We start from the raw sequence: 25,103 nt of genomic DNA on the forward strand, positions 1-25,103 counted from the left end.
TGTGGATGGTGACGCCAGCGGTACAGCTGACCTCGGTCGGCAAGGTCTACGGGTACGGGTCCTCGGCGATGATCGCGTTGAACGACGTCGATCTGGCCATCGAGCCCGGGCGGTTCGTCAGCCTGATCGGCCCGAGCGGATGCGGCAAGTCGACGCTCCTGCGCATCGTCGCGGGTCTCGAATCCGCTGATCGCGGCGAGGTGCGCGTCCACGACGTGACGCCCAGCGAGGCGGGTGCGGCGAAGCTGATCGGGCTGGTGCCGCAGACCCCGGCGCTGCTGCCGTGGCTGTCCGTGCTGAAGAACGTGACGCTGCCGCAGAAGATCAACCCAGGGGCGGCGCGGCGACGGCAGCGCATCGGCGACCTCGCCGACCGTGGCGACCGCACACAGGCCCCGGACATGCTTGAACTCCTCGATCGAGCCGGGCTGGCGGATGCCGCGCACAAGCTCCCCGCCCAGCTCTCCGGCGGGATGCAGCAGCGCGCGGCGATCGTGCGGGCCTTCGGCCTCCAACCGGATGTGCTCCTCATGGACGAGCCGTTCTCAGCTCTCGACGAGTTCACGCGCGAAAGCCTCCAGGATCAGCTCCTCGACCTCTGGGACGAGCTGAAGACGACGGTCCTGTTCGTGACGCATTCGGTGTCCGAGGCCGTGCGGATGTCCGACACGGTCGTCGTGATGGCGCCGCGCCCCGGGCGGATCGTCGACGTGATCGACATCGATCTGCCGCGGCCCCGCAACCAGAAGCTGTTCGAGGAGCGCCGCTTCCACGAATACGAAGACCTGATCAGAGACCGCCTGCACTCCGCCTGGCGATCCACGGACGCAGCATAGGAGGCCACCGGATGAGCGTCGCAACAGAACGAGCAACCGTACGGCCGCCGCTGCCGGACGGCGTCCCCGCCGAGCCGTCGCGGTTCAGCCTGAAGCATCCCAAGTCCCGGCTGGCGTGGATCCGTCCCGCGGTGTGGCTGCCGCTGGTCGTCATGCTCGCCCTGCTCGCCGGGCTCTGGCAGTGGGGCGCCGCATCCATGCCGTACCTCCTCCCGCCGTTGCAGGCGATCGGGGACTCGCTCGCCGGCAACATCGGCTACTACCTCGGCAACGCCCTGATCACGCTCGGGGAGGCGACGGCCGGCCTGGCGATCGGCTTCGGCGCCGCCTTCGTCGTCGCCGTGCTCATCAGCGAACTCCCGGTGGCGCGGAGAGCCATCATGCCGATCGCGGTCGTGCTCAACGTGACGCCGCTCGTCGCGATCGCCCCCGCACTCGTCGTGGCCTTCGGATTCGGCCCGCTGCCCAAGCTGATCATCACGGCCCTGATCTGCTTCTTCCCCATCCTCATCAACACCGCCGTCGGCCTCCGCTCGGTGCCGCAGCAGGTGATGCAGGTCTACAAGACCATGGACGCGTCGCGGCTGGAGATGCTCATCCACCTGCGCATCCCCAACGCGCTCCCGTACATCTTCGCGGCCCTGCGCATCGTCTTCCCGCTCTCGATCATCGGCGCCGTCGTCGCAGAACTCTCCGCGTCCGGGTCGACCGGCGGCCTGGGGACTGCTATCAGTGTCGCGTCGTCGATGAACCAGCTCGCTGTGGTCTATGCGGCGATCTTCGTCCTCGCCGTGATGGGCGTCCTCCTGCTCGCCTTCATCACCCTGATCGAGCGCCGCGTCCTGCACTGGCACGAGAGCTCCACCGACTGAGCGAGGGCCACCGGCCCCACCTCGCGTTCCCCCCACCTGTCGCCGACCGGCGACCAGGCCCACCCCTGCCTCAGCGCACCCCTGCACCACCCCATCCGAAGAAGGAGTGACCCATGCAGCACCGTCTCATCAAGGCCGGTCTCGCGTCCCTCACCGCCGTCGTCCTGACGTTCGGTGTCGCCGCGTGCAGTTCCGGCTCCCCCGCGGACTCCGCGTCGTCCGGCACCGCCATCTCGGCCAAGCGTTGCGAAGAGAACAAGGCGGCCGGCCCGATCACGTACCTGTCCGGCTACCAGTTCCAGTCCTCCGCCTCGATCCTGGAGTACGTCGCCGCCAGCAAGCTCGGGTACTTCTCGGACCTCTGCCTGAACGTGCAGCTGAAGCCGGGAACCGGCGACACCGCCCAGAACACCAAGCTGCTCGCGAGCGGGCAGGCGACGGTCTCCGCGATCGCTCAGCAGGACCTCATCCAGGCACGCGCCAACGGCATCGACATCGAAGGCATCTCGTCGTACTCGAACGCCGGCCTCGACATCCTGATGACCAACCCCGACATCACCGACCTCACCCAGCTCGACGGAAAGGTCGTCGGCCACAAGGGCTACGTCCCGGCCTCCGTCGAGGCGATGATGGTGAAGGCCGGCGTCCACTGGAAGTCCCTCACCCTGGTCAAGGAGGGCTACGACCCGTCGGTGCTTCCGCGCAAGCAGGACGGCCTCGCCGCGCTGACCGGATTCATCTCCAACGAGCCGAACCAGCTCAAGGCGGCCGGTGACAAGGTCACGGTCTGGCAGCCGGTGAAGTACGGCATCCCCAGCTCGCTCGGCGCCATGGCGGTCAACCCGGCCTTCGCGAAGGCCCACCCCACCGCGGTGCAGGACGTCCTCCGCGCCGCCCTGCACGCCTACGACTACTGCAGCGCCAGCGACGCGAACACCGAGAAGTGCGTCGGCTTCGCGGCCGACCTGTCCGGTGGCGCCACCTACGACAAGAAGCTGAACGCCACGATCTGGAAGACCGAGACCCAGGTGGTGGCCGACAACCCGACCCCCGGCCAGCCGCTCGGCGGGATGGACCCGGCCAACGTGACGAAGCTCGTCGACATGCTGCACCAGTTCGAGATCGTCCCGGACAGCGTGACCGGCGACGAGGCGGCGAAGTGGTTCGACAACTCCTACATCGAGGCCATCTACAAGGGCGACACCCTGATCTGGCCCGCCCCGTAACCACACCACCGAGCGCAGCGAAAGGCGAGCAATGCCCGCGAAAGACTATGGGATCTTCCTCCCGATCGGGAACGGCGGCTGGATGCTGTCCACCACCGCCCCCCATCCCGAAGCCACGTACGCCTGGAACAAGCGTGCCGCCCTGCACGCCGAGGAGATCGGTCTCGACTTCATCATGTCGATGGCGAAGTGGCGCGGTTTCGGCGGCACAACAGACCACTGGGGCCGTTCGCTGGAGTCGATGACCATGATGTCGGCGCTCGCCGAGGCCACCGAGCGGGTCAAGATCTGGGCCACCATGCACGCCAACGTGCACAACCCGGCGATCGCCGCGAAGATGTACGCAACGCTGCAGGACGTGTCCCGGGGCCGTGCGGGCATGAACATCGTCAACGGCGCCTACGCCGGCGAGTTCGAGCAGTTCGGCATCTGGGACCCCACCCTCAGCCACGCCGACCGCTACGCGATGACCGAGCTGTGGACGGAGGCCGTCACCCGGCTGTGGTCGGAGGACTCCGTCACCATGCACACCCCGTACTTCGACCTGGTCGACTGCGAGTCGCGCCCGCACCCGTCCTCGACGCCGACCATCATCAGCGCGGGGAAGTCGGAGGCCGCACGCGCCTTCCAGGCGCGGTTCGCCGACGGGGCCTTCCTCGCCGGCGACAGCCTGGAGGAGATGAAGGAGCTCTCCGCCGACGTCCACGCCAGGGCCGAGGCGAACGGCCGCACGTGCAAGACGTACTCCATGCTCACCGTCGTCCAGGATGAGACCGACGCGCTCGCCGAGGCCAAGGTGAAGGAGTGGGGCGCCGGCGTCGACCGGGAGGCTCTGGCGAACATGCGGGCGTCGTGGGGCGTCCCGGAGGACCAGGCTCGCGCGTGGGCATCGGGAGCCGTCGGCGAGGCGGCGTTCCAGACGGCGTACGTGGCGGGGTCCGCGGAGACCGTCACCGAGCACATCCAGTACATCGTGGGCGAGGCGGATCTGGACGGCCTCATGCTGATCTTCCCCGAGTACGACCAGGACATGGTCCTGTTCGGCGAGACGGTCCTCCCGGCGCTGCGCGCCCACGACGCGGGTGGCGACCGGTGAGCGCCCTCCGCGAGGCGCAGTTCGCGCAGCTGACGCGGCCCGGGAGCGCACCCGCTCTCGTCGTCGTCGACGTCCAGCGCGACTTCGGCGACCCGGCCGCGCTGGGCGCCTACGGTCTGAGCGAGGAGGTCGTCGCCGAGCTCGACGCGACCGTGACCCGCATCGGCGCCCTGGTGGACGCCGCCCGGGAGCTGGGCGTGCCGGTGGTCTGGGTGGAGCTCGGCAGCGACCCGTCCCGTCCCTGGCGCTCGAGCAACTGGCTGCGCGAGGGCGACTACGACGCCCCGATGGGCGAGTCGGAGCCGTGCATCGTCGGAACGCCCGGCGCGGAGTGGTACCGGATGCAGCCGGCAGACGGCGAGCTCCGCGTCGTGAAGCGCGGGTACAGCGGCTTCCTCGGGACCGACCTCGACCAGCGGATGCGCACCGCCGGCTACGACTGGCTCACCATCGTCGGCCTCACCAGCGAGTGCTGCGTCGACGCGACGGCCCAGGACGCGATGCAGCTCGACTGGCCGGTCGTCGTGCCCCGGGACGCGACCGCCGCATACGACCTCGCCGTGAACGAGGCGGCGCTCGTCCAGCTGGAGCTCAACGTCGCCGTGCTCTCGGACACCGACGAGGTCGTGTCCCTCTGGAAGCAGGTGACCGCGTGAGCGGCATGCACATCGCCTACGATCTGTCGTTCACGCACACCGAGGGCCGCTGGGCTCAGCCCGGGTCGTGGGTCGGGCAGCAGTTCCCCGACGTGCGCATGTACCTGGAGGTGGCTCGCACCGCCGAGCGCGCCGGCGTGGACATGCTGTTCTTCGGCGACGGCTCCGGCATCCCGAGCACCTGGCGGGGAAGCATCGACCCGGCGGTGGAGTGGGGCATCCAGTGGCCGCGTCAGGACATGTCGCCGATCATCGCCGCGATGTCGACCGTCACGGAGAGCATCGGCTTCGGGCTCACCTACTCCTCCACCTTCATGCACCCCTTCTACGTCGCGCGCCTTCTCAACTCACTCGACCACGTGACCGGGGGCCGGATCGCCTTCAACGTCGTCGCCTCCAGTCGGGGGGCCGACGCCGCGAACTACGGCTACGCGCAGCTGATCGACCACGACCTGCGCTACGAGCGGATGGAGGAGTTCATCCAGGTCTGCCGGGCGCTATGGGACTCGGTGGCCCCCGACGCGATCGTCCGCGACGCGGCGACGGGGCGGTTCGCCGACCCGTCGAAGGTGCGCCCGATCGACCACGACGGGCGGTTCTTCACCGTCAAGGGTCCGCTCGCCTCGGTGCCGAGCCCGCAGGTGCACCCCGTGATCGTGCAGGCCGGCAACTCTCCGCGCGGAATCGCGGGTTCTGCGGCGTTCGCGGATCTCGTCTTCGGCTTCGGCGGAAGCCTCGCCGGTCAGCAGCGTCACCGGCGCCTGCTCGACGAGGCGCTCACCGCCGAGGGGCGCGATGCGGAGCACGTGGGCATCCTGTGGGCGACGCAGGCGATCGTGGGCCGCACGGCAGCGGAGGCGTCTGCGCGGCGGGATGCGGTGCTCGACTTCTGGACGGACGAGGCCGTCGGCACCATGCTGTCGCACAACGCCGGGTACGACTTCTCCACGCTGCCCGCATCGTTCCGGCTGGGCGAGCTCCGGGATGAGATCGTCGCGGCCCAGGCGAGCCCGGCCGGTTTCGTCGGCGCGCTCGTCGCGGAGTTCGGCGAGGACCACACCATCAGCCGGGCCGAGTTCTTCGAGCACGGCTTCGAGGCGGCCAGCGGACTCGACCACACCGTCGTCGGCGATGCCGCCACGGTCGCCGACGCCCTGGAGGAGAACTTCGCCCAGACCGGCTCGCGCGGCGGGTACATGCTGTCGAGCCCCCTGTCGATGCCGTCGGGGCTCGCCGACCTGAGCGAGCTGCTCGTCCCGGAGCTCCGCCGGCGCGGCGCCCTCGCGCCGCGCTACCCCGGCTCGACCCTGCGCGAGAACCTGGCGGTCTGAGGTGGGTGGCGCTGTGCGGCGTACGACGCGGGACTGGCTCGCCCTGAGCAGCCTGTGTCTCGGCTTCTTCATGCTGCTGCTGGACAGCACCATCACCTCGGTCGCGCTGCCGGCCCTGATCGCCGGGCTCGGAACGACGTCGACCCTCGCGATCTGGATCAACAGCGGGTACCTGGTCGCCTACGCGGTCCCTCTGCTGATCGCCGGGAGGCTGGGCGACCGGTTCGGCCGACGTCGGGTCTACCTGATCGGGCTGGCCGCGTTCACGATCGGGTCCGTCCTGTGCGCGGTCTCGCAGGACATCGGCTCGCTCATCGGCTGGCGCGTCGCCCAGGGCGTCGGAGCCGCGCTGATGACGCCGCAGTGCCTCACGATCATCCGGACGCTGTTCGCTCCGCCGCGACTCGCGATCGCACTGGGGATCTGGGGTGCTGTCGGCGGAGCCGCCACGGTCGCCGGTCCCATCCTGGGAGGCCTTCTCGTCGGTGCGGCGGGCTGGCCGTCGATCTTCGCGGTCAACCTGCCCATCGGCGTGATCACGGCGGTCGCCGTGCTGCTGTGGGTGCCGGCGTCCGAGCGCCTGCCCGCGCGCATCCCGCTCTGGGCGATGGCGGGCAACGCCCTCGGGGTCGCCGCGCTCGTCATGGGCATCCAGGGAACCGACGCGGCCTCCTCCTCCGTGGCCAATATCCCTCGGTGGCTCCTGGTGGTGATGGGCGCTGCGCTCGTCACGAGCGTGGTGTGGCTGCAACGCCGGTCCCTCGACCGCGCGCTGCTGCCGGTGTCGCTGTTCCGCAGCCACGGCTTCGTCACCGCCTCCTGGGGCGCGGCGGCGGCCGCGTTCTGTGTCGGCTCCGCGCCCATCCCGCTGATGCTGGCGCTGCAGGAGGATCGGGGGCTGGATGTGGTGACGGCCTCGATCGTCCTGGTCCCGATGGGCGTCGTCTGCCTCCTTGCCGCTCCGGTGTCCGCCCGGCTGAACAACACCGTCGGGCTGCGGGTGGTCGCGGTGATCGGCGGCGTCGCGCTCGTGCTCTCGATCGGCGGCACGGCGGCGCTCGTCTGGGCGGAGGCGCCGATCTGGGCGATCGCCGGGGTGTTCGCTCTGTTCGGGATCGCGAACTCGTTCCTGTGGTCGCCCTTCTCCATCGCCACGGTCACTTCGGTCGAGCGGTCGTCGATCGGAGCGGCCTCCGGCGCTTTCAATTCCGTGAAGCAGCTGGGCGCCGTGCTCGGGAGCGCCGCGACGGCGGTCGTGCTGGCGTGGACGGGCAACGCCGTCGCGCTGGCGGTGCTCGCGCTCGTGGGCGTGCTGAGCATCGTCGCCGCCTCCCTCCTCCGCGTCACCCCGACGGACGCCGGCGACGCGAGCGACCAGGACCGCGGCGGCATCCTCATCGGCACCGTCGTGGGGGGCGCGGGCGCGGGACTCGGCCTGGGCTTCCCCACCGCGAACCTCGACCTGGAGGAGCGGGCCGGCCTGCCGGCCGACGGCGTCTACATCGGCGGGTTCCGCGCCGAGACATGGAGCGAGCCGCTGCCTGCGCTGATCTCGATCGGGACGAACGACACCTTTCCCGGCCGGGCACACACGATCGAGGTCCACGTGCTCGACTTCGCGGGCGACCTCTACGGACGCCGCGCCGAGGTGACGACGGATCGGCTCATCCGCACGCAGAGGGCCTTCGCGAGCCCCGAGGAACTGGTCGAGGCCATGCGGCAGGACGAGCGGGAGGCCCGCTCGCTGCTCATCGCCCGGCAATCACACGAAAGGAAGGTCTCCTGATGTTCACAGCCGCCGTCATCGTGGGCAACCCCAAGCCGCAGTCGCGCACCCGCGACGCCGCCGAGCGCCTCGCGTCCGCCCTCGGGGCGACCGCGACGACGATCGAGGTGTCCGAGCTGGGCGCCGGTGTCCTCGGCTTCGGCGACCCGGTCGTCGCCGAAGCCGTGGCCCGGGTACAGGATGCGGACCTCGTGATCGCCGCATCCCCCACGTTCAAGGGCACCTACTCGGGGCTGCTCAAGCTCTTCCTCGACCAGTTCGCGACGGCCACCGGCCTCGCCGGTCAGGTCGGCATCCCGCTGATGCTGGGCGGGGGTCCGACGCACGCCCTCGCTCCCGAGCTGACGCTCAAGCCCGTGCTGGTCGAGCTCGGCGCGGTCTGTCCCGCCCAGGGCCTCTACCAACTGGACTCGCGCTATGCCGAGGAGGGGGCACTCGACACCTGGGTGACCGCGTGGGCCCCCGCGATCCATGCTTCTCTGCGGGAGGACCGATCACGATGACGATGACGTACGACTTCACCTCAGACCCGGAGGAGATGAGAGCGGCCTTCGCCGGGTTCCCGTCCGGGGTCGCTGCGCTGGCCGCGACCATCGGCGGCGAGCCGGTCGTGATGATCGCCTCCTCCTTCTCGGTCGGCGTCTCCTACGATCCGCCGATGGTGTCCTTCGCGGCGCAGCGGAGCTCGACGACCTGGCCGGAACTGGCGAGCGCCCCGGTGATCGGAGTGTCCATCCTCGGCGAAGACCACGCGGGCAAGACCAGTCAGCTCGCCTCGCGAGACAAGCAGAACCGGCTGCGCGGTGTCCGCAAAGCCGAGCTTCCGTCCGGCGCGGTGTTCCTCGAAGGATCGCCCACCTGGCTGGAGTGCGTCGTCGAGCACCGCTATCCCGCGGGCGATCACGACATCATCGTGCTGCGCGTGCTCGCGATGATGAGCGACGAGCTCCCGGCGCCGATCGTCTGGCATCAGCGCAAGGTGAAGATATTGCTCGAGTGATCGCACGTGGACGCTGTCGAAATGGAGGAGAGTCGTTCGTTGCAGGGGTGAGAGAGAGGAAATCACACCATGAAGCTCACGATCAGTCTCCAGGTCACCCTCGATGGCGTCGCCCAGGCGAACGGCGGAAACAACGAGGAGATGGACCCCGGATTCACCCGCGGCGGCTGGGCGCTTCCGCTGAACGACGGCGAGGCCGTGCAGTACATCCTCGACACCTGGCGGCGTCCCGACGCCTTCCTGCTCGGGCGGAAGACCTACGGGCTGTTCGAGACCTACTGGGGCGCCCGCAGCGACGACGGCGGTTTCGGTGAGGCGATCAGTTCCCGGCCGAAGTACGTGGTCTCCCGCACCCTGACCGCGCCGACCTGGCAGGGCACGACGGTCATCTCCGGGGATGTCGCGGACCGGGTCCGCGAGCTGAAGGCCCACGCGGATGGCGAACTGCTGGTGGTGGGAAGCGCGGCGCTCGCACGATGGCTGCTGGAGAACGAGCTGGTCGACGAGCTGAACCTCGTCCAGTTCCCGGTGATCGTCGGCGAGGGCGAGCGCTGGTTGCCCGAACGGGGACTCGACTTCGCCCTCGACCTCACCGACACGCGCGTGTTCCCCACGGGCATCGTCGCCCTCACGTACCGCGTCGGGGGCCGGCCCGAGTACGCCTGACCGGCAGCGGCGGGGCTGTCAGGAAGACGGCATCGTCCGCCGGTTGCGCTTCTTCGCGACCGGCGGCTTGTTGGGCCAGGACCAGCGGTACGGACTGTTCTCGAGCGCTCCCGGCATGACCGTGGGGAACACCGACCGGCGCTGCCAGATCATCCACAGCAGGACGCCCGCGAGGGCCGCGCTGACGACGCCGCACACGACGAGACCGACGCCGGTCGCGGGCCACAGCACCCATCCGACCGTGAAGACGTAGAGGGCTCCCCACACCGATCCGATGCTGAACATCGGGCCGTTGATGACCCACCCGTTGAACTGCACGATCATCACGAACTTGGTCCAGCGGGTGAGGCGCATCGGAAGCAGCGAGAGCGAGACCCCCGTCACGGCGGTGGTCGCGGGTCCGACGGCCTCACCGCCGGCCGCCCGGATGCTGGCCGAGAGCCGCTCGTGCCGGAACGACGGCCGCAGGCTCCGGGCGAACAGGGTGAGGGCGGCCAGCATGTTCCCGAGCGACGCCAGGATCAGGAGGTACCCGACGCAGCCCAGGACCGCCATGACGAGCGGGATCACGATGAACGCCATCCACGTGTCGGAGCGATGGAAGGCGGGCGAGGCCGCCAACCCGGCGTCGCCCACGGTGCCCGACAGTGCGGCCGGCAGGGCGACGACGGCGGTGGCGACGCACGCGAGGAACAGCACCACCCAGACGACGGATACCAGCAGATAACCGAACGGGCGGAGCAGCACCGCCGCGACGCGCGGCTCGATGTCGCGGCCGAGCATGATCGGACGGGCCAGCGGGTCGATCGTCCTCCGGGCCGTCGCGCTTCTCGCCATCCTCGTCTCCCCCTCAGCCAGCCGAGCGAGAGCACGCTATCACGGCGCGTCAGCCGGGGATGCGTCGCTGGGCAGGCGAAACGGCCAACCGGTCGCGGATGTCCGCGACGAGGTGCGCGACGAGACCGTCCGGAGCGGTGCGGGTCGTTGCGACGAGCTCGCGGGTCCACGTCGGAGAGAAAGAGAGCACCGCACCGGGAAGGCCCGCCGGCACCGCGCTCGCCGGGCACACCGAGACACCCAGACCGGCGGCAGCGAGCTGCGGGGCGGCGGCGGTCACCGCCGTGCGCATGATGACCGTCGGCCGTACCCCGGATCGCGCGAACGCCTGGTCCAGCCAGCCGCTCAGACTGTTCTCGGGGGCGTAGTGCACCAGCGAGACGCCGTCGAGCGCCTGCCGTTCCACCCGGTCGGATGCGGCGAGGGGATGATCGGCGGAGGTGACCAGGACGATCTCCTCGTCTCCGAGCGCTGTGCCCACGAAACGAGCCGGCGCCGGTCCGGCAATCACGACGAGGTCGATCTCGTCGCCGTCCAGTTGCGCGGTGACCTCCTCCACCGTGGTGAACTCGCGCAGCGTGAGGAGCACGTCGGCCCGTCGCCGATGCCAATCCACCAGGACCGGCGCGAGCACGGTCACGAGGCTCTGAGCGCATCCGATCCGGATGGTGCCGCCCGTCGCCCGGCCCGCGGCTGCCGCGGCCGGCAGCGCTGCGCCGGCCGCATCGACAGCGCGTCGGGCCTCCACGAGCGCGGCGCGGCCGGCCGGGGTGAGCCGCACGCCCCGCGTCTCCCTCACGATGAGCGCGACACCAGCCTCCTGCTCCAGTTGAAGCAGGTGATGCGAGACGGCCGGCTGCGACAGGTAGAGCGAGCGCGCCGCCTCCGTGATGGATCCGGCATCGGCGACGGCGACGAGGCAAGCGAGGGCGCGGAGCGACGGCATAGAAGAAGTTTATGAGTACCGTCCAATACCTCGATGCTTTCGAGGGAACACATCCCGGTCCCGGACTGCTGGACCCCTCGACAGGTAAGGAGAGTTCCCCATGAACGTGTTCGTGACAGGTGGATCGGGCTTCATCGGACGGCGGCTGATCAGCCGCCTCATCGAGGAGGGCCATGAGGTGACGGCGCTGGTGCGCAGCGAGCGCTCGGCCGAGGTGGTGACCCGGGCCGGCGCGAAGGCCGTGCTGGCCGAGCTGAGCGACACCGCGGCCCTGACGCGCGCCATCGCCGGCATGGATGTCGTGTTCCACCTCGCAGCGGAGACCGACATCCTCGCCCCCTGGGAGCGCCACGAGCGCGTGACCGTCGAGGGGACGCGCTCCGTCGTCGAGGCGGCGCAAGCGGCAGGCGTTCCACGCTTCGTGCACTGCGGGACCGAAGCGGCGCTGATGGCCGGCGAACCCCTCCGCGATGTGGATGAGAGCGCACCTCTGCGACCGGACTCGCCCGCCGCATACAGCGCGTCGAAGGCGATGGCGGAGCAGATCGTGCTCGACGCCGACGGCCCCGATTTCACCACCGTCGTCATCCGGCCCCGCTTCGTCTGGGGACCGGAGAGCAGCCTGATCGCGAGTTTCGCCGATGCGGCACGCGCCGGGCAGCTGCCCTGGATCGAGGGCGGCCACCACCTCACCGATGTCACGCACGTCGACAACGCCGTCGAGGGACTCCTCCTCGGCTGGACGCGTGGCCGAGCCGGTCAGGCGTACTTCGTGACCGATCAGGAGCGGGTCGACCTGCGCGATTTCGTCAGCCTGCAACTCGAGCTCGTCGGCGCGCCCGTGCCCGACCAGGAGATCGACGCGGCCACCGCCGAGCAGGTCGTGCCCGTCCCCGTGCTCTGGTTCCTCGGTCAGTCCTGCACGCTCCGCACGGCCAAGGCGGTCGAAGAGCTGGGATACGCGCCGGTCGTCTCGCACGAGGTCGCGATCGCCGCGCTCCGAGCAGCGGACCGATGACCGCCGACACGGGACGCTCGGTCGCCCGACGCCGGACGCAGAGTCAGGTGCCGACGGCTGCGATCCGGCAGAGTCGAAGGGTGACGACAGACACTTCGCCCATCCGGGCCACCTCCCCCGCCGCCCAGCCGCTCACGCACACGCGTTGGGCCGGCCTCATCGTCATGTTCCTGACCAGCTTCGTGCTGGTGACCGCAGAGTTCCTGCCGTCCGGTGTGCTGACCGCGATGGCCGCAGAGCTCGGCGTGACACCGGGGCAGGCCGGACAGACGGTGACCGTGACCGCGTTCGTCGGGTTCCTCGCCGCGCCGACCATCGGCATCCTGATCCCGCGGATGGACCGCCGGACGCTGCTCGTGCTGGTCGCGGCACTCGCGGCCGTCTCCAATCTCGCCGTGGCGCTCGCACCCTCGCTGTGGGTCCTGCTGATCGCGCGACTGCTCATCGGCGTCGCGATTAGCGGCTTCTGGTCGATGTCGCTGACCGTCGCCGCATCGCTCGCGACCCCCGACCGGCTCGGCCGCGCGCTGACAACGGTGAGCGCCGGAATGACGCTCGCGGTCGTCGCCGGCGTCCCGGTCGGCGTGTACCTCACCGCCCTCGTGGATTGGCGTGGCGTCTTCGTCGGAGCGGCGATCCTCACCGCCCTGGTCGCGGTCGCGATGCGTCTCGCGCTGCCCCCGGTCGCCCCGGCCGAGGCGTCGAGCCTGCGCATCCTCGGCGACACGCTGCGGCGGCCGGGAGTGCGCCAGGGGCTGGCCGGTCACATCCTGATCGTCCTCGGCCACTTCATGGCGTACACGTTCATCCGGCTCACCCTCGACCAGGTGCCCGGGCTGGACACCGCGTTCGCGGCCGCGCTGCTCGTGGCCTTCGGCGTCGGCGGAGTGATCGGCAACCTGGTCGTCGGGGCGCTTGCCGATCGACACCTGGCGCTGCTGCGCTACCTGCAGCCGTCGCTGATCGCCGGCGCCATCCTGCTCGCGATCGTCGGACAGGGGTCGGTCATCGTCGTGGCGGCGGCCGTCGTGGTCTGGGGCTTCGGCTTCGGCGCCTGGCCCGCGGTCATCAACACGTGGGCCGGCCGCTACATCCCGGATCGGCTGGAGGCGGCCGGCGGCCTGGTCGTCGCCGGGTTCCAGCTGGCGATCACGCTCGGCGCAGGCGTGGGAGGCCTCCTCGTCGACACGGTCGACGTGCGGTTCACCTACTTCGTCGCCGTGGCCGTCGTCGCGGTCGGGGTCGTGCTGTTCGGCAGCGCCGGGCGACGCAGCGCGGCTCTGCGCTGAGCGAGTCGAGTGGATGCCGGCCGCATCCACTCGGCCCACGCCCGATCAGCGGACGGATGACCGCCTGATCGCGACGACCGCGGCCGCCAGGAGCGCTGCGATGCCCAGCCCGGCGATCAGCAGGCCGGTCCAGAGACCGGAGGTGTCGATCGCGGGCAGGTGCTGGGTGTACTGCGCGTAGACGTGCACCGGGAGAGTCGGCAGGGAATTCGACCGTTGCGCACTGTTCGCGACCGCGGCCTTCGCGGTCAGGAACCACCCTTCGCCCACGACCGTCGCGAGAGCGCCGACGAGGAGGAGGACGACGAGCGGAACGGGGAGGCGCCGAGGTGCACCCGAGCGGGGCGTCTGCATGAGGCGACACTAGCGCGGCGGGCCATCCACCGCCATCGGCGGCGTTCAGCTCGCGCGCTGCCGCCACACGGACGGGACCGCCCCGGTGTGGCGGCGGAACGCGCGGCTGAAGCCCGCGTCCGACTCGTAGCCGAGGAGGCGGGCGGTCTCGCTCACGGTGAGGCCGTCCTGCGAGAGGTAGGTCATGGCCGCCTCCATCCGCACCTGCGCGAGGTAGCTCGCCGGCGACTGACCGACCTGCTCGCGGAAGCGCTCGGCGAACGTGGTCCGCGACATCGCGCCGACGGCGGCGAGGTCGCGCAGCGTCCACGGGTGCCCCGGGTTCGTGTGCATGGCGTCGAGCACGCGGCTGAGGAAGGGGTCCTCCACGGCGACGGGCCAGTTGTCGGGCGCGCAATCGCCCTCGGCCCAGGCGCGGATCGCGACGGAGATGATCGTGGTCGCCATCCGGCCGCAGATCACGCGGTCGCCGGCGCGACGGACCGCGGTCTGGCAGCCCATCCGGGAGGCGAGCAGCGCGACACCGGGGTCGAGGTCGGCGAGCCGATGGACGCCGAGATGGTCGGGCAGCAGGTCGAGGGCGTGGAATCCGGCTGTCGGCCGGAGCGCGGTGACGACGACCTCGCCGGGGCCGTCGGCGCTCAGCTCGGAGTCGTGCCGACCGGGCAGGAAGACCACGTCGCCCGCGCCGTAGGCGAACGACATCGCCCGCGGTCCGGTGGAGCGCACGCGCACGGATCCGTCGACGACGTAGACGAAGGTCGGGCCCTCCAACCGGATCCGGATCCCGCGGTCGAACGCTTCGCGGCGCGACGCATCCACGTGCCACTCGAGCGTGGAGAGCAGCTCGTCCAGTGTGGCGGGGGCGCGCATGCCGGTGATCGTCACATTCGGCGAAACCGTGGGGCGGGGCGTGCTATTCCGTCGGAGAGGATGCGCTCCCGCCGCCGCGCGGCCCCGTCAGCTCGTGCAGGAGGCGCACGAGCGTGCGGAGGTCCGCGATCGACCAGTCCGCGGTGCGCTCGAAGAAGGCGGTTCCGCGCAGGTCGAGCGCCTCGCGCACCCGCTCGGCGCCGGCGGGCGTCAGCGATACCCGCACGGCCCGGCCGTCGGCCGGGTCGGGGGTGCTCTCGACGAGGCCGGCGGCCTTCAGCTGGCGGATGAGGGCGCTGGTGGAGCTGCGGTCCATCGCGACCGCGTCGGCCACGGCGCTCGGGTTCGCCGGGCCGTAGGCATACAGCCAGCGGGCCACATGGAAGGCGGCCGGCTGGACGCCCGGGTGGAAGACGGCGGCGCTGCGCTCGGTGAGGGCACGGGATGCGCTGAGCAGGGCGTTGAGCTCGACGCCGAGGGCGAGTTCGGCTGCCCGGCGGTCCGCGCCCGCCTGTGAGTTAGTGGACATTTCCCCATCAATTCTTTATGGTGTGGAAATGCCCACTTTATCCGGCTCGTCCGCGCATCCACCGACCATCGTCATCACCGGCGCCACCAGCGGCCTCGGGCGGCTCGCCGCCATCGAGCTGGCCCGCCAGGGCGCCCGACTGGCGATCACGTCTCGGGATGCCCGCCGCGCCGATGCCACGCGCGCCGAGATCGAAGAGGTCCACCCGGGCGCGGAGGTCCGCGTGTTCTCGGCCGACCTCACCCGCCTGGACGACGTCCGCCGGGTCGGGCGGGAGATCGCCGGCGCCTACGAGCAGGTCGACGTCCTCGTGAACAACGCCGGCATCCACGCGTTCGAGCAGCGGGTGACCGCCGATGGCTTCCCCGAGATGGTCGCCGTGAACTACCTCGCGCCGTGGCTGCTCACGCGGGAGCTGCTCCCCGTGCTCACGCGGACGCCGGGAGCGCGGATCGTGAACGTCGCCTCCGAAGCCTCCCGTCGGCACGGCACGCTCGCGCTGCCCGAGGATCTGACCGACACGACTCCGTTCACCGCGCGGGGATCCTCCGTCGTCTACGGAAAGACGAAGCTCCTCGACATCATGTTCACCCGGGAGCTCGCCCGGCGGATCGAGGACACCGGCGCCACCGCGAACTGCCTGGACCCGGGCTTCAACGTGACCGGTCTGGGACGGGAGCTGCGCTTCGCCGCACCGCTCGAGCGCGCGTTGCGCCTGCTGCGCATCGGCGATCCGGACCACGGCGCCGGCCTGATCGTCCGGCTGGCCACCGATCCCGCGTTCGCCGGCACAACCGGCGGGTACTACTCGGTGCGGAGTGCGAAGCCGTTGACGCCGGCGCACCCGGGTGGCGACCCGGAGTGGGAGCAGCGGCTGTGGGCCGAGACGGAACGCCTTCTCGGCGTGTGACGGACGCCGGCGGGGATGTCCCCGCCGGCGTCCGCGGGCACTACTTCTTCGACGCGTCGTACGCCTTCTGCAGCGTGCTGAGGTAGTCCTTCAGCCCAAGGCCGTCGAAGCCCTTCACGTAGGAATCCCAGTCGCTGTCGAGGCTCTTCGAACCCGTGATGAAGGCGAGGGCGTTCTGCGTGACGTAGTTGTCGATGTTCGTCTGCTGGGTCGCCACCTGCGTCGCCTTCGCGGGATCCGGCCACACCTTCCAACTCGGGTAGATCTGGCTCTTGTCCTCGTGGCCCTGGTAGAGCTGCGTCGCCTGGAACAGCCGGCGCTCGTACCCGGACGTGTCGTAGATGTCCGTCGGCACGGCCTGCGACTCACGGAACGCGGCGTTCTGGTTGTAGGTGGACAGCGCACCCCACTGGACGGCGTTGGCCTCATCCTGAGAGAGCTGCAGGTTGACGAACTGCGCCTTCACGTCGGGGTTGAGCGCTTCGGAGCCCGCGGGCGCCTTGCCCCATCCCTTGCCCTCCGGGCCGAAGTTGCCGTCGAGCTGGCCCTTCTCGGTGAACAGGTAGTTCACGAGCTTGATCGCGGCCACCTGGTCGTTCTTCGACGCCTTGTTCGTGAGCATGAACGTCGCGCCCGGCGTGCTGCCGAAGGCGTACGTGGCGTAGTCCGCTCCGTCCGGACCGGTGAGCGGCGGGACCGCGTCGTACTGCTTGTCGCGGCCATCCTTCGCGCCGGGGCTGACGAAGATGTACGGGTGCAGCCCGCTCGCACTTCCGAGCAGCACCGGACCCTCGTTGTTGCCCTCCTGGGCGAGCGCCGCGGGGTTCTGCGTGAACGCGCCCTTGTCGATCAGACCCGCATCCCACAGCGACTTGATGTACTTCAGGCCCTCGCGCCAGCCGTCCTTGTTCGCCTGGATGTCGACCTTGCCCTTGTTGAGGACCGTCGTCGACTGGATGCCCTTGTCCGGGTTCTGCGGGTCGTAGATGAACGCGTTCATGAAGAACGGGATCAGGGTGTCGTGCGAGTCGCCGCTGAGCGGGATCTCGTCCTTCTGACCATTGCCGTTCGGGTCGTCGTTCTTGAACGCCTCGAGCACCTTCGTCATCTCGTCGGTGGTCTTGGGCATCTGGAGGCCGAGCTTCTTCAGCCACTCCGTGTTCATCCAGAGCTTCGACGGGTACTGGATGTGCAGTGTCTCGGCCAGCTGCGGCAGGCCGTAGATCTTGCCGTCGGGCGAGGTCGCCATCGCCTTGTAGTCCGGGTTGCTGTCGAGCGCCTTCTGGATGTCGGGGGCGTACTGCTTGATGAGGTCGTTGAGCGGCAGCGCGACGCCCTGCTTCGCCAGCTTCTCGACGTCGACCTGATTGAACTGGTCCACCCAGGGGATGAGGAGGAACGCGTCGGGATAGTCGCCGCTCGCCATCAGGATCTGCCGCTTCTCGGGCGCCACCGACGAGTCCTGCGTCGTGGTCTGCCAGGAGAACTTGATGTTGAACTTCTTCTCCACCTCCTTGGTGAAGGCGTTTGTGGCCAGATCCTGTCCGGTGCCCTGCTGGGCGAACACGCTCAGGTGCGCCGTCCCGCCGATCTTGTCGTCGGCACCCGACCCGCTCGCGGGGGTGCAGGCGGAGAGGGCCAGCAGCGCGGCGGTGCCGCCCACCGCGGCGACGAGCGCCCGCGACCGGACCCGGCGGGGTCGTCGATCAGTCTTCGAGAACATGGTGCGTTCCTCCTTTGGAACTTCGGGTGTGTCAGTGATGTGGATGGTGCCGTGTGTGGTGGGAGATGATGCTCGATCGGCCGGCTCAGCCTTTGACCGAACCGATGAGCACGCCTTTGTTGAAGTACCGGGCGACGAACGGATAGATGATCAGCACCGGGACGCTCGTGATCACGATGAGCGCGTACTTGAGGAGGTTCACGAGCTCCTGGTTCTGCGCCTGAGCCGCCAGGTCGCTCACGCCTCCGTTGGTCGCGTTGAGGACCAGGATGTTGCGCAGGACGAGCTGGAGCGGGAACAGGTCCGAGCTCTTCAGATAGAGGAGCGCGTCGAAGTAGCCGTTCCACTGGCCGATCGCGTACATGAGCGCGATGACGGCGATCAGGGGCTTCGAGAGCGGGAGCACGACGGTCCACAGGAACCGGAAGTCGCTCGCACCGTCGAGGGACGCGGCCTCGACGAGTTCTTCGGGGATCGCCGAGCGGAAGAACGTCCGCGCGATGATGACCTGCCACACCGCGACAGCCTGCGGCAGCAGGAGCGCCCAGCGCGTGTCGAGGAGGCCGAGGTTCTGCACGACCATGTAGGTCGGGATCAGTCCGCCGCTGAACAGCATGGTGAACAGCAGCAGCGACATGATCACGTTGCGGCCCATGAACGACGGGCGCGACAGCGGCCACGCGATGCAGACCGTGAGGGTGGTGCTGATCAGGGTGCCCGCGACCATGTAGAACAGCGAGTTGGCGTAGCCCATCAGCACCTGCGGGTCCGCCAGGACCGTCTGGTACCCCTTGAGCGTGAAGTCCACCGGCCAGAGGAAGACCTGGCCCGCCGTCACCGCATGCGGCGAGGAGAAGGAGCTGGCGAGGATGAACAGCAGGGGCAGGAGGACGACGAGGACCGCCAGCGTGAGCCCGAGGTAGATGACGACGAGCAGCGCGCGGTCGCCCGGAGACTCCTTGATGCGGCGGGGCTTCTTGATGCGCTTCGCACGCGCCTTCTGCCGCGCGCGCTCGGCCGGAAGATCGATGGTCACCACAGTCCGCTCCCACTCACTCGGCGTGCCACCCAGTTGACGACCAGCAGGAGCACGAGGTTCACGACGGAATTGAAGAGGCCGACGGCGGTCGCCGTCCCGAAGTCGGCGTTGAGGATGCCCAGCTTGTAGACGTAGGTGGCGATGATCTCCGACTGCCCCAGGTTGAGCGGGTTCTGCAGCAGGTAGACCTTCTCGAAGCCGATCGCCATGATGTTCCCGACGCTCAGGATGAGCACGATCATGGCCGTCGGCATGATCCCGGGGATGTCGACGTGCCAGATCTTCCGGAGCCGGGAGGCGCCGTCCATCCGCGCGGCCTCGTAGAGCGACGGGTCGATGCCGGAGAGCGCCGCCATGTAGATGACGGCGGAGTAGCCCGCGGTCTGCCACACGTCCGACCAGACGTAGATGTTGCGGAAGTAGTCGGGGTTGCCCAGGAGGTCGGGCGACGGGACGCCGAAGAACCCGAAGACCTGGCTGATGACGCCCAGTCGCGGGGCCATGATCAGGATGAGCATCGACACGACGACCACCGTGGAGATGAAGTACGGAGCGTACGTGACCATCTGCACGGTCTTCTGGAACCACCGGTGACGCACCTCGTTGAGCGCGAGCGCCAGGATGATCGGGATGGGGAAGCTCGCCAGCACCGCGTATCCGGAGAGGATCAGGGTGTTCGAGACCAGGGTGGGGAACTGCGGGTTCTGCAGCATCGCCTGGAAGTTCGCGAAGTCGTTCCAGGGACTCCCCCACACGCCCAGCACCGGGCTGTAGTCCTTGAACGCGATGATCGCGTTGGAGATCGGCACGTACTTGAAGATCGCGAAGTAGGCGAGGGGCAGCACCGTCAGCAGGTACAGCTGCCAGTGCCGTCGGAGCGCGATGCGCCAGCGCTGACCGAGGGTCCTGCGCCGGGTCGTCACGCGGGCTTTCGGCGGCGGAGTGGTCCGAGCCGGTTGCCGGGTGGTGGTGGTCGTCATGGGCGGGGCGCTGGTCATCCGCGCACCGCCGCGTGCCAACGGTGTTGCCGCTTCGTCATCGAAGACTCCTGAACAGATCGAGCCGGATGGACGCTCGGTCCGCCCGGACTGGATACAGCAAAACCTATTTCCTTACCGTTGTCAATAATCTATCCTGACAGCAGGCGCACTCCGCCGCGCGAACCTGCGATCCTCCCGTATTCGCGCGAATCGTGGACGCTGCGCATTCGAACACGAAAGAAAGAAAGCGACACGATGGGGTACTCTCTCGACATGCCACTCGATGACGTGGGCACCCGTCGGCGGCCGGAACTGGGGACTCCCCGGTCGGCCGAGATCTTCACGCGCATCATCACGCACGGACCGGTCAGCCGGCTCGACATCGGCCGTCTCACCGGCCTGTCGCAGGCGAAGGTGACGAAGACGGTCAATCCGCTCATCGAGGGCGGCTACGTGACCGTGGGCGAGCACGCCGAGCACTCCTTCCCCGGCCGCCCCGTCCGTCCGCTCAGCGTCGTCTCGCGGTCGATGATCGCGATCGGGGTCAAGGTGAACGCGGACGAGATCTTCGCCGTGACCGTCAGCCTGGGCAACGAGGTGCTCGGCTCCACCCGTCGCCGGCTCAAGAGCCACGACCCGGAGAGCACGGTCGCCGCCATCGTGACCTCGGTGACGTCGCTCATCGCGCAGCTCGGCGACACGGCTGCGAACCTCACCGGCGTCGGCGTCTCGGTGTCGGGCGACATCGACAGCACGACCGGGCTCGTCCGCGACTCCCCGCTGCTCGGCTGGACTCACTTCCCGCTGGGCAGCCGCCTGGCGGACGAGATCCCGCTGCCGATCACCGTCGAGAACGACGTGAGGGCCCTCGCGAAGTCCGAGCAGTGGTTCGGAGCGGGCAGGGACGTGGAGTCGTTCGCCATCATCACGATCGGTGCGGGCATCGGATGCGGCATCTACGTGAACGACGACGTGGTCGTCGGCGCTCACGGCGTCGCGGGCGAGATCGGGCACCTCCCGCTCGCATCGTCCGACGCCCTGTGCGTGTGCGGCCGCCGCGGGTGCGTCGAGGCCGTCGCGTCATCCCGGGCCATCCGCGACGCGGTGAGCCTGGAAAGAGGGGAGCCGGACCTCACCCTGGCGGACGTCATCCGTCTCGCACACGAGGGCGACCCCGCAGCCGTCGACGCCTTCGAGCGGGCGGGCACGGCCATCGGCGCCGCGGTGGCCGCCACTGTGAACCTGTTCGGGCCCGAAGTGGTGGTGATCGCCGGCGAGGGCGTCATGGACTACGACCTCTACGAGCGCCGGTTCCGCGAGGAGTTCCTTGCGCACGCGTTCGGCGCCGCTGCCAACTGCCGGCTGGTCGTCCGCCGCCACACCTTCACCGATTGGGCCCGCGGCGCTGCGGTGGCCGCGCTCCGCGAATCCATCACCGTCTCGCCCCAGCAGACCGCGGACTGAGGCGCGTCACACGACGAGGGAGCGGATGGCCGAGGCGGCCGCGCCACGCGCCCAGTCCTGGAAGGTGTGCGGCCTCACGACGATGCGGCAGCGGCCGGCGGACTCGAACACGTGCTCGGCATAGGCGGCGCGAAGACGCTCCTCGAAGAGTCCGAATTCGACCACGCCCTCGCCGCCGATGATGACGAGCTCCGGCCCGACCATGTTGACCAGGCTGGCGATCGCCAGTCCGATGACGGCACCGGCCTCGCCGAACGCTTCGACGGCCGCACGGTCCCCCGCGTGCGCCAGCGCGACGGCCTCCTCGACTGTGACGGGCCGGCCGTGGGCCGCGGAGACCGTCGCGACGATCGCGCTGGTCGCGGCAACCGCCTCGACGCAGCCGCGGCGCCCGCACGCGCAGACGCGGTCGGGCGACGTCAGCGGCAGGTGGCCGATCTCGCCCGCGACCCCGTAAGCGCCCTCCACGACCTCGCCGTTCAGGTGGAGGCCGCTGCCGATGCCGCGGCCGATCGTCACGATGGCGAACGAGCTCGTACCGAGCCCGACGCCGAACCAGTGCTCGCCGATCGTCAGCGCTCGCACGTCGTTGTCCACCACGATCTCGGCGTCGAGGTGCTCATGCAGCGCGGCGGCGAGCTCCACACCGTGCCAGCCCATGATGGCCGAGTCGCGGACGACGCCGGTCGCGGTGTCCACGTCGCCCGAGACCGAGACGCCGATGGAGGCGACGCTCGACCGGAGGTCGCCGAGCGGCTCCTGCAGGCGGGCGCACATCCGGACGATGGCGTCCATCACCGCGACCGGATCGTGCGACGCCAGCTCCACGCGATCGGAGGCGATGATCCGCGTGGTCAGATCGGTCGCCACGCCGATGAGCTCATCGACGTTCACCTTGATCCCGAGCGCGATGACGGAGTCCGGGACCACCGCGACCGGGTTCGCGGGCCGGCCCGGCAAGCCGGTGGGCGTGACGCCGAGCGAATCGTCGACGAGACCGGCAGCCAGCAGTGGCGTCACCGCCTTGGTGACCGCGGCCTGCGACAGGCCGGTGAGCCGGGCGACGTCGATCCGGCTGATCGGGCTACGGGTGAGGATGGTGGTGAAGACCCGGGTCGCCGCCTCCGATGACGATCCGAGCAGCGCTGTCCGCGCTCGCAGCTCGTCGTTCATGGGGTGCTCTCTCCGGTCGGGGTGCTTCCACCTTACGGAGTGGAGACGGGGAGCCGAGGCTCGCCCTGGAGCACGTGCTCGCCTCCGGCCTCCAGCCGGACGACGACGTCGGTGCCGTCATACCGGAGACGGACGGTGCGCGGCGCTCCGTGGGGGTTGCGGATGACGGCCGTCGTCAGCCGCCCTCCCGCCCACTCGAGGTCGACGCGGAGCGCACCGCGGGCACCGAGCCCCTGGACCCACCCGTCGGGCCAGGCGGCGGGCAGCGCGGGCAGCAGATGGATGACTCCCCCGTGACTCTGCAGGAGCAGCTCGGCGATGGCCGCCGGGAACCCGAGGTTGCCGTCGATCTGGAACGGGGGATGCGTGCTGAACAGGTTGGGGAGGAGTCCGCCCCACTCCGATCCGTCGACCGGCCCGTGCCGGCGGGCGTCGCCGTCGTAGGGGGTCAGAGCCTGCTGCAGGAGCTCGTGAGCGGCATCGCCATCGCCGAGTCGCGCACGGAGTGCGATCTTCCACGCCCAGGACCACCCCATCGCACCCGGCCCCCTCGCGTCGAGGAACCGACGAGCCGCGTCCGCGAGCTCCGGGGTGCCCTCGGGCGTGATGAGGTCGAGCGGGTAGAGGCCGACCATCGGAGACATGTGCCGGTGTCCGGGCTCGTGATCGGCCACCTCCTCGGACCATTCCTGCAGCCTCCCGTCGCTGCCGATCGGCGGCTCCGGGATGACGGCGAGCGCCGCCTCCAGCTCCCGCCGGAGTGGGTCGCCTTCGCCGAGCACGTCGAGCGTGTCCAGGCAGCGCTGGAAGAGGGAGCGGATGAGTTCGAGGTCCATCGTCGCCGTGAGGCCCAAGGAGCGCGGGTTCCCGTCGGCGTCCCGGTAGGAGTTCTCCGGCGAGGTCGACGGAGCGAGGCATGCGCGGCCGTCCGGCCCGACCTGCAGCCAGTCGAGGCAGAACTCCGCAGCGCCGCGCAGCAGCGGCCAGATCCGGTCGCGCAGGAGCGCGTCGTCCGCGCTGAACTCGTAGTGATCCCAGAGGGAGTGGGTGAGCCACACGCCGCCCATCATCCAGATCGCCCAGCTCGGCGCGCCATGACCCATGCCGACAGGGAGCGCCCAGCCCCAGAGGTCGCTGTTGTGGTGGGCGACCCAGCCGCGGCAGCCGTACAGCTCACGCGCGACGTCACGACCGTTTGCGGCCAGACGCCCGACGAGCGAGATCAGGGGCTCGGCGTGGTCGATCACCCCGAGCGGTCCGGCCGCCCAGTAGTTCATCTCGGTGTTGATGTTGATCGTGTAGTTCGACGACCAGGCCGGACGGAGCTCGCCGTTCCAGATGCCTTGGAGGTTCGCCGCCGGTCCGCCCGGACGCGACGACGACGTGAGCAGGTAGCGTCCGTACTCGGCCGCAACCGTCGCCCGCAGCCCGTCGTCGGCGCCCCGCAGGATGTCGGCCTCGACATCCCACCGGCCCTCGCGCCGCCCGCCGATCGCGAACCGCGCCGGCGCAGGACGACGCGATGCGTCGTCCTGCGCGCCCGCGTCCTCGGCGATGGCGCTGAGGGCACGGGCACCGGCGCGGTCCCGGATCGTCTCACGGGAGACGGTCCGCCACTCGTCGTCCGCGCCGGCCCACCACGACTCAGCGCGGGTCGACGACGAGAGGGCGATCGACAGCCGACGGGCATGACGCACGATGAGGTCGCCATCGGCAGACTCTGTCGTGCCGTCGCTCCGCACCGCGAGGGTCGCGGTGGCGAAGCCGTCGTAGTCTGCGTCGTCCTGCTCCGTGTAGCGCAACGGAGGGACGACGGACTGTTCGTGGAGGGGCGCTCCGTCGATCGGAACAGCGAGATCGAGCGTCAGCATCCCGTCCGCCGAGGTGCGCGCGAGCTCGCGGAGCGGTGTACGAAGCGAGATGCGCACCTCAGGGAGCGGCTCGGAGGAACGGAGCGAGACCAGGAGGGTTCGCGACGCAATGCGCGACACCCGCTCGACGCGCGCTCCCCCGACCTGCAGCGCCTCCTCGACGATCCCGCGGTCGAGATCGAGCACGCGCGCGGGTTCACCGTCGACCGGCGTTGCGCCCGGCAGTCCGACCGTGAGGTCCACGAAAGGGAGGAACTCCTGGCTGTAGCGCCCCTCGAAGGTGAGCAGCAGTTCCTCCGCGCGATCGAGGTCGCCCGTGGCGAGCGCCTCGCGCACTTCATTGAGGCGCTCCGGACCCGCGCCTCCGGCGAGCACGCGACGCAGCTCGTCCGCCGCCGTCTCCGGAGTGCCGGACCACACGGTCGCGTCGTTGACCTGATAGCGGCCCTCGGAACCGCCGAAGACCATCGCGCCGAGGGAGCCGTCGCCGATCGGGATGGCCTCCTCCCACTGGGCGGCGGGACGGCGCCAGGCGAGCTGGAGAGTATCGGTGGAGATCGTCATCGGTCTTCCTTCTCGGGGTTGCACTCGACACACTAGGCATGGTTGATTGACACTGTCAAGTAAC

General features: G+C 69.8%; 24 protein-coding genes. 14 read left to right on the forward strand and 10 right to left on the reverse strand.

Going from position 1 to position 25,103, the window contains the following annotated elements; all coding sequences use genetic code 11:
• Positions 1–5: 5 nt before the first annotated feature.
• The 10 genes from H284_RS0106945 to H284_RS0106990 all read left to right on the forward strand — a co-directional run bounded on the left by H284_RS0106945 (position 6) and on the right by H284_RS0106990 (position 9,469).
• Positions 6–836 carry an ABC transporter ATP-binding protein gene (locus tag H284_RS0106945; protein WP_020075664.1) on the forward strand — a complete coding sequence of 277 codons (831 nt, stop codon included), beginning with the start codon at positions 6–8 and terminating at the stop codon, positions 834–836.
• An 11-nt stretch (positions 837–847) separates the two neighbouring features.
• Entirely contained in the window at positions 848–1,708 is an 861-nt protein-coding gene (locus H284_RS0106950) for an ABC transporter permease (RefSeq protein WP_018189736.1), read from the forward strand.
• Between the two features lie 113 nt (positions 1,709–1,821).
• The gene (locus H284_RS0106955) at positions 1,822–2,934 is read left to right on the forward strand and encodes an ABC transporter substrate-binding protein (protein WP_020075665.1); all 1,113 of its coding nucleotides are present in this window, start codon (positions 1,822–1,824) and stop codon (positions 2,932–2,934) included.
• A gap of 31 nt (positions 2,935–2,965) precedes the next feature.
• On the forward strand, positions 2,966–4,030 hold the full coding sequence (locus tag H284_RS0106960) for an LLM class flavin-dependent oxidoreductase (protein WP_020075666.1): 1,065 nt from the start codon (positions 2,966–2,968) through the stop codon (positions 4,028–4,030).
• Positions 4,027–4,686 carry a cysteine hydrolase family protein gene (locus H284_RS0106965; protein ID WP_020075667.1) on the forward strand — a complete coding sequence of 220 codons (660 nt, stop codon included), beginning with the start codon at positions 4,027–4,029 and terminating at the stop codon, positions 4,684–4,686. Before H284_RS0106960 ends, H284_RS0106965 begins: the two co-directional genes overlap by 4 nt.
• Positions 4,687–4,691: 5 nt before the next feature.
• A complete protein-coding gene (locus H284_RS0106970; protein WP_231371173.1) occupies positions 4,692–6,017 on the forward strand; it encodes an NtaA/DmoA family FMN-dependent monooxygenase in 1,326 nt (441 codons plus the stop codon).
• Between the two features lie 13 nt (positions 6,018–6,030).
• The gene (locus H284_RS0106975) at positions 6,031–7,803 is read left to right on the forward strand and encodes an MDR family MFS transporter (protein WP_018189731.1); all 1,773 of its coding nucleotides are present in this window, start codon (positions 6,031–6,033) and stop codon (positions 7,801–7,803) included.
• Positions 7,803–8,306, forward strand: a complete 504-nt coding sequence (locus H284_RS0106980) for an NADPH-dependent FMN reductase (RefSeq protein WP_018189730.1) — start codon at positions 7,803–7,805, stop codon at positions 8,304–8,306. Before H284_RS0106975 ends, H284_RS0106980 begins: the two co-directional genes overlap by 1 nt.
• 2 nt (positions 8,307–8,308) lie before the next feature.
• A complete protein-coding gene (locus tag H284_RS0106985; protein ID WP_018189729.1) occupies positions 8,309–8,803 on the forward strand; it encodes a flavin reductase family protein in 495 nt (164 codons plus the stop codon).
• A gap of 69 nt (positions 8,804–8,872) precedes the next feature.
• Positions 8,873–9,469 carry a dihydrofolate reductase family protein gene (locus tag H284_RS0106990; protein ID WP_020075669.1) on the forward strand — a complete coding sequence of 199 codons (597 nt, stop codon included), beginning with the start codon at positions 8,873–8,875 and terminating at the stop codon, positions 9,467–9,469.
• 18 nt (positions 9,470–9,487) lie between these two features.
• Here the strand turns inward: H284_RS0106990 and H284_RS0106995 are convergent, their stop codons facing one another.
• The gene (locus H284_RS0106995; protein WP_020075670.1) at positions 9,488–10,306 is read right to left on the reverse strand and encodes a hypothetical protein; all 819 of its coding nucleotides are present in this window, start codon (positions 10,304–10,306) and stop codon (positions 9,488–9,490) included.
• Positions 10,307–10,355: 49 nt separating this feature from the next.
• A complete protein-coding gene (locus H284_RS0107000; RefSeq protein WP_020075671.1) occupies positions 10,356–11,252 on the reverse strand; it encodes a LysR family transcriptional regulator in 897 nt (298 codons plus the stop codon).
• Between the two features lie 100 nt (positions 11,253–11,352).
• Between H284_RS0107000 and H284_RS0107005 the strand changes: the two genes are divergently transcribed.
• Together H284_RS0107005 and H284_RS0107010 are read left to right on the forward strand one after the other, a co-directional pair.
• A complete protein-coding gene (locus H284_RS0107005; protein WP_020075672.1) occupies positions 11,353–12,270 on the forward strand; it encodes an NAD-dependent epimerase/dehydratase family protein in 918 nt (305 codons plus the stop codon).
• An 80-nt stretch (positions 12,271–12,350) separates the two neighbouring features.
• The gene (locus H284_RS0107010) at positions 12,351–13,559 is read left to right on the forward strand and encodes an MFS transporter (RefSeq protein WP_039731320.1); all 1,209 of its coding nucleotides are present in this window, start codon (positions 12,351–12,353) and stop codon (positions 13,557–13,559) included.
• A 45-nt stretch (positions 13,560–13,604) separates the two neighbouring features.
• Here H284_RS0107010 and H284_RS0107015 read toward each other — a convergent pair whose 3' ends face one another.
• The 3 genes from H284_RS0107015 to H284_RS0107025 are packed head-to-tail and all read right to left on the reverse strand — an operon-like array spanning position 13,605 to position 15,315.
• Complete coding sequence (locus H284_RS0107015) at positions 13,605–13,913, reverse strand: hypothetical protein (protein ID WP_020075674.1); 309 nt, start codon at positions 13,911–13,913, stop codon at positions 13,605–13,607.
• 45 nt (positions 13,914–13,958) lie between these two features.
• Positions 13,959–14,786, reverse strand: a complete 828-nt coding sequence (locus H284_RS20690) for an AraC family transcriptional regulator (protein ID WP_081630398.1) — start codon at positions 14,784–14,786, stop codon at positions 13,959–13,961.
• A 43-nt stretch (positions 14,787–14,829) separates the two neighbouring features.
• Positions 14,830–15,315, reverse strand: coding sequence for a MarR family winged helix-turn-helix transcriptional regulator (locus H284_RS0107025; RefSeq protein ID WP_020075676.1), 486 nt, complete (start codon positions 15,313–15,315; stop codon positions 14,830–14,832).
• 28 nt (positions 15,316–15,343) lie between these two features.
• On the opposite strand from H284_RS0107025, the gene H284_RS0107030 reads away from it, so the two are divergent.
• The gene (locus H284_RS0107030) at positions 15,344–16,225 is read left to right on the forward strand and encodes an SDR family NAD(P)-dependent oxidoreductase (RefSeq protein ID WP_020075677.1); all 882 of its coding nucleotides are present in this window, start codon (positions 15,344–15,346) and stop codon (positions 16,223–16,225) included.
• 40 nt (positions 16,226–16,265) lie between these two features.
• On the opposite strand, the gene H284_RS0107035 is transcribed toward H284_RS0107030, so the two are convergent.
• From H284_RS0107035 to H284_RS0107045, 3 genes are all read right to left on the reverse strand, one after another.
• Positions 16,266–17,948, reverse strand: coding sequence for a type 2 periplasmic-binding domain-containing protein (locus H284_RS0107035; RefSeq protein ID WP_020075678.1), 1,683 nt, complete (start codon positions 17,946–17,948; stop codon positions 16,266–16,268).
• Positions 17,949–18,033: 85 nt separating this feature from the next.
• Complete coding sequence (locus H284_RS0107040) at positions 18,034–18,987, reverse strand: carbohydrate ABC transporter permease (RefSeq protein ID WP_020075679.1); 954 nt, start codon at positions 18,985–18,987, stop codon at positions 18,034–18,036.
• Positions 18,981–19,967 (reverse strand): ABC transporter permease, encoded by a 987-nt coding sequence (locus H284_RS0107045; RefSeq protein WP_231371102.1) that lies wholly within the window; start codon positions 19,965–19,967, stop codon positions 18,981–18,983. The genes H284_RS0107040 and H284_RS0107045 overlap by 7 nt, the downstream gene beginning before the upstream one ends.
• A gap of 273 nt (positions 19,968–20,240) precedes the next feature.
• On the opposite strand from H284_RS0107045, the gene H284_RS0107050 reads away from it, so the two are divergent.
• Positions 20,241–21,431: an ROK family protein gene (locus H284_RS0107050; RefSeq protein WP_231371103.1), complete on the forward strand. Its 1,191-nt coding sequence runs from the start codon at positions 20,241–20,243 to the stop codon at positions 21,429–21,431.
• Between the two features lie 6 nt (positions 21,432–21,437).
• Here H284_RS0107050 and H284_RS0107055 read toward each other — a convergent pair whose 3' ends face one another.
• Together H284_RS0107055 and H284_RS0107060 are read right to left on the reverse strand one after the other, a co-directional pair.
• Positions 21,438–22,604 carry an ROK family protein gene (locus H284_RS0107055; protein WP_020075680.1) on the reverse strand — a complete coding sequence of 389 codons (1,167 nt, stop codon included), beginning with the start codon at positions 22,602–22,604 and terminating at the stop codon, positions 21,438–21,440.
• A 32-nt stretch (positions 22,605–22,636) separates the two neighbouring features.
• Positions 22,637–25,039 (reverse strand): glycosyl hydrolase family 95 catalytic domain-containing protein, encoded by a 2,403-nt coding sequence (locus H284_RS0107060; protein WP_020075681.1) that lies wholly within the window; start codon positions 25,037–25,039, stop codon positions 22,637–22,639.
• Positions 25,040–25,103: the final 64 nt, after the last annotated feature.

This window comes from Cryocola sp. 340MFSha3.1 (assembly GCF_000383315.1).
GTDB lineage: Bacteria > Actinomycetota > Actinomycetes > Actinomycetales > Microbacteriaceae > Leifsonia.

Coding starts and splice junctions, on each gene's coding strand:
- H284_RS0106945 (WP_020075664.1), top strand. CDS start 6: ATGGTGACGCCAGCGGTACAGCTGACCTCGGTCGGCAAGGTCTACGGG.
- H284_RS0106950 (WP_018189736.1), top strand. CDS start 848: ATGAGCGTCGCAACAGAACGAGCAACCGTACGGCCGCCGCTGCCGGAC.
- H284_RS0106955 (WP_020075665.1), top strand. CDS start 1,822: ATGCAGCACCGTCTCATCAAGGCCGGTCTCGCGTCCCTCACCGCCGTC.
- H284_RS0106960 (WP_020075666.1), top strand. CDS start 2,966: ATGCCCGCGAAAGACTATGGGATCTTCCTCCCGATCGGGAACGGCGGC.
- H284_RS0106970 (WP_231371173.1), top strand. CDS start 4,692: ATGCACATCGCCTACGATCTGTCGTTCACGCACACCGAGGGCCGCTGG.
- H284_RS0106980 (WP_018189730.1), top strand. CDS start 7,803: ATGTTCACAGCCGCCGTCATCGTGGGCAACCCCAAGCCGCAGTCGCGC.
- H284_RS0106985 (WP_018189729.1), top strand. CDS start 8,309: ATGACGTACGACTTCACCTCAGACCCGGAGGAGATGAGAGCGGCCTTC.
- H284_RS0106990 (WP_020075669.1), top strand. CDS start 8,873: ATGAAGCTCACGATCAGTCTCCAGGTCACCCTCGATGGCGTCGCCCAG.
- H284_RS0106995 (WP_020075670.1), bottom strand. CDS start 10,306: ATGGCGAGAAGCGCGACGGCCCGGAGGACGATCGACCCGCTGGCCCGT.
- H284_RS0107000 (WP_020075671.1), bottom strand. CDS start 11,252: ATGCCGTCGCTCCGCGCCCTCGCTTGCCTCGTCGCCGTCGCCGATGCC.
- H284_RS0107005 (WP_020075672.1), top strand. CDS start 11,353: ATGAACGTGTTCGTGACAGGTGGATCGGGCTTCATCGGACGGCGGCTG.
- H284_RS0107015 (WP_020075674.1), bottom strand. CDS start 13,913: ATGCAGACGCCCCGCTCGGGTGCACCTCGGCGCCTCCCCGTTCCGCTC.
- H284_RS20690 (WP_081630398.1), bottom strand. CDS start 14,786: ATGCGCGCCCCCGCCACACTGGACGAGCTGCTCTCCACGCTCGAGTGG.
- H284_RS0107025 (WP_020075676.1), bottom strand. CDS start 15,315: ATGTCCACTAACTCACAGGCGGGCGCGGACCGCCGGGCAGCCGAACTC.
- H284_RS0107030 (WP_020075677.1), top strand. CDS start 15,344: ATGCCCACTTTATCCGGCTCGTCCGCGCATCCACCGACCATCGTCATC.
- H284_RS0107035 (WP_020075678.1), bottom strand. CDS start 17,948: ATGTTCTCGAAGACTGATCGACGACCCCGCCGGGTCCGGTCGCGGGCG.
- H284_RS0107045 (WP_231371102.1), bottom strand. CDS start 19,967: ATGACGACCACCACCACCCGGCAACCGGCTCGGACCACTCCGCCGCCG.
- H284_RS0107050 (WP_231371103.1), top strand. CDS start 20,241: ATGCCACTCGATGACGTGGGCACCCGTCGGCGGCCGGAACTGGGGACT.
- H284_RS0107055 (WP_020075680.1), bottom strand. CDS start 22,604: ATGAACGACGAGCTGCGAGCGCGGACAGCGCTGCTCGGATCGTCATCG.
- H284_RS0107060 (WP_020075681.1), bottom strand. CDS start 25,039: ATGACGATCTCCACCGATACTCTCCAGCTCGCCTGGCGCCGTCCCGCC.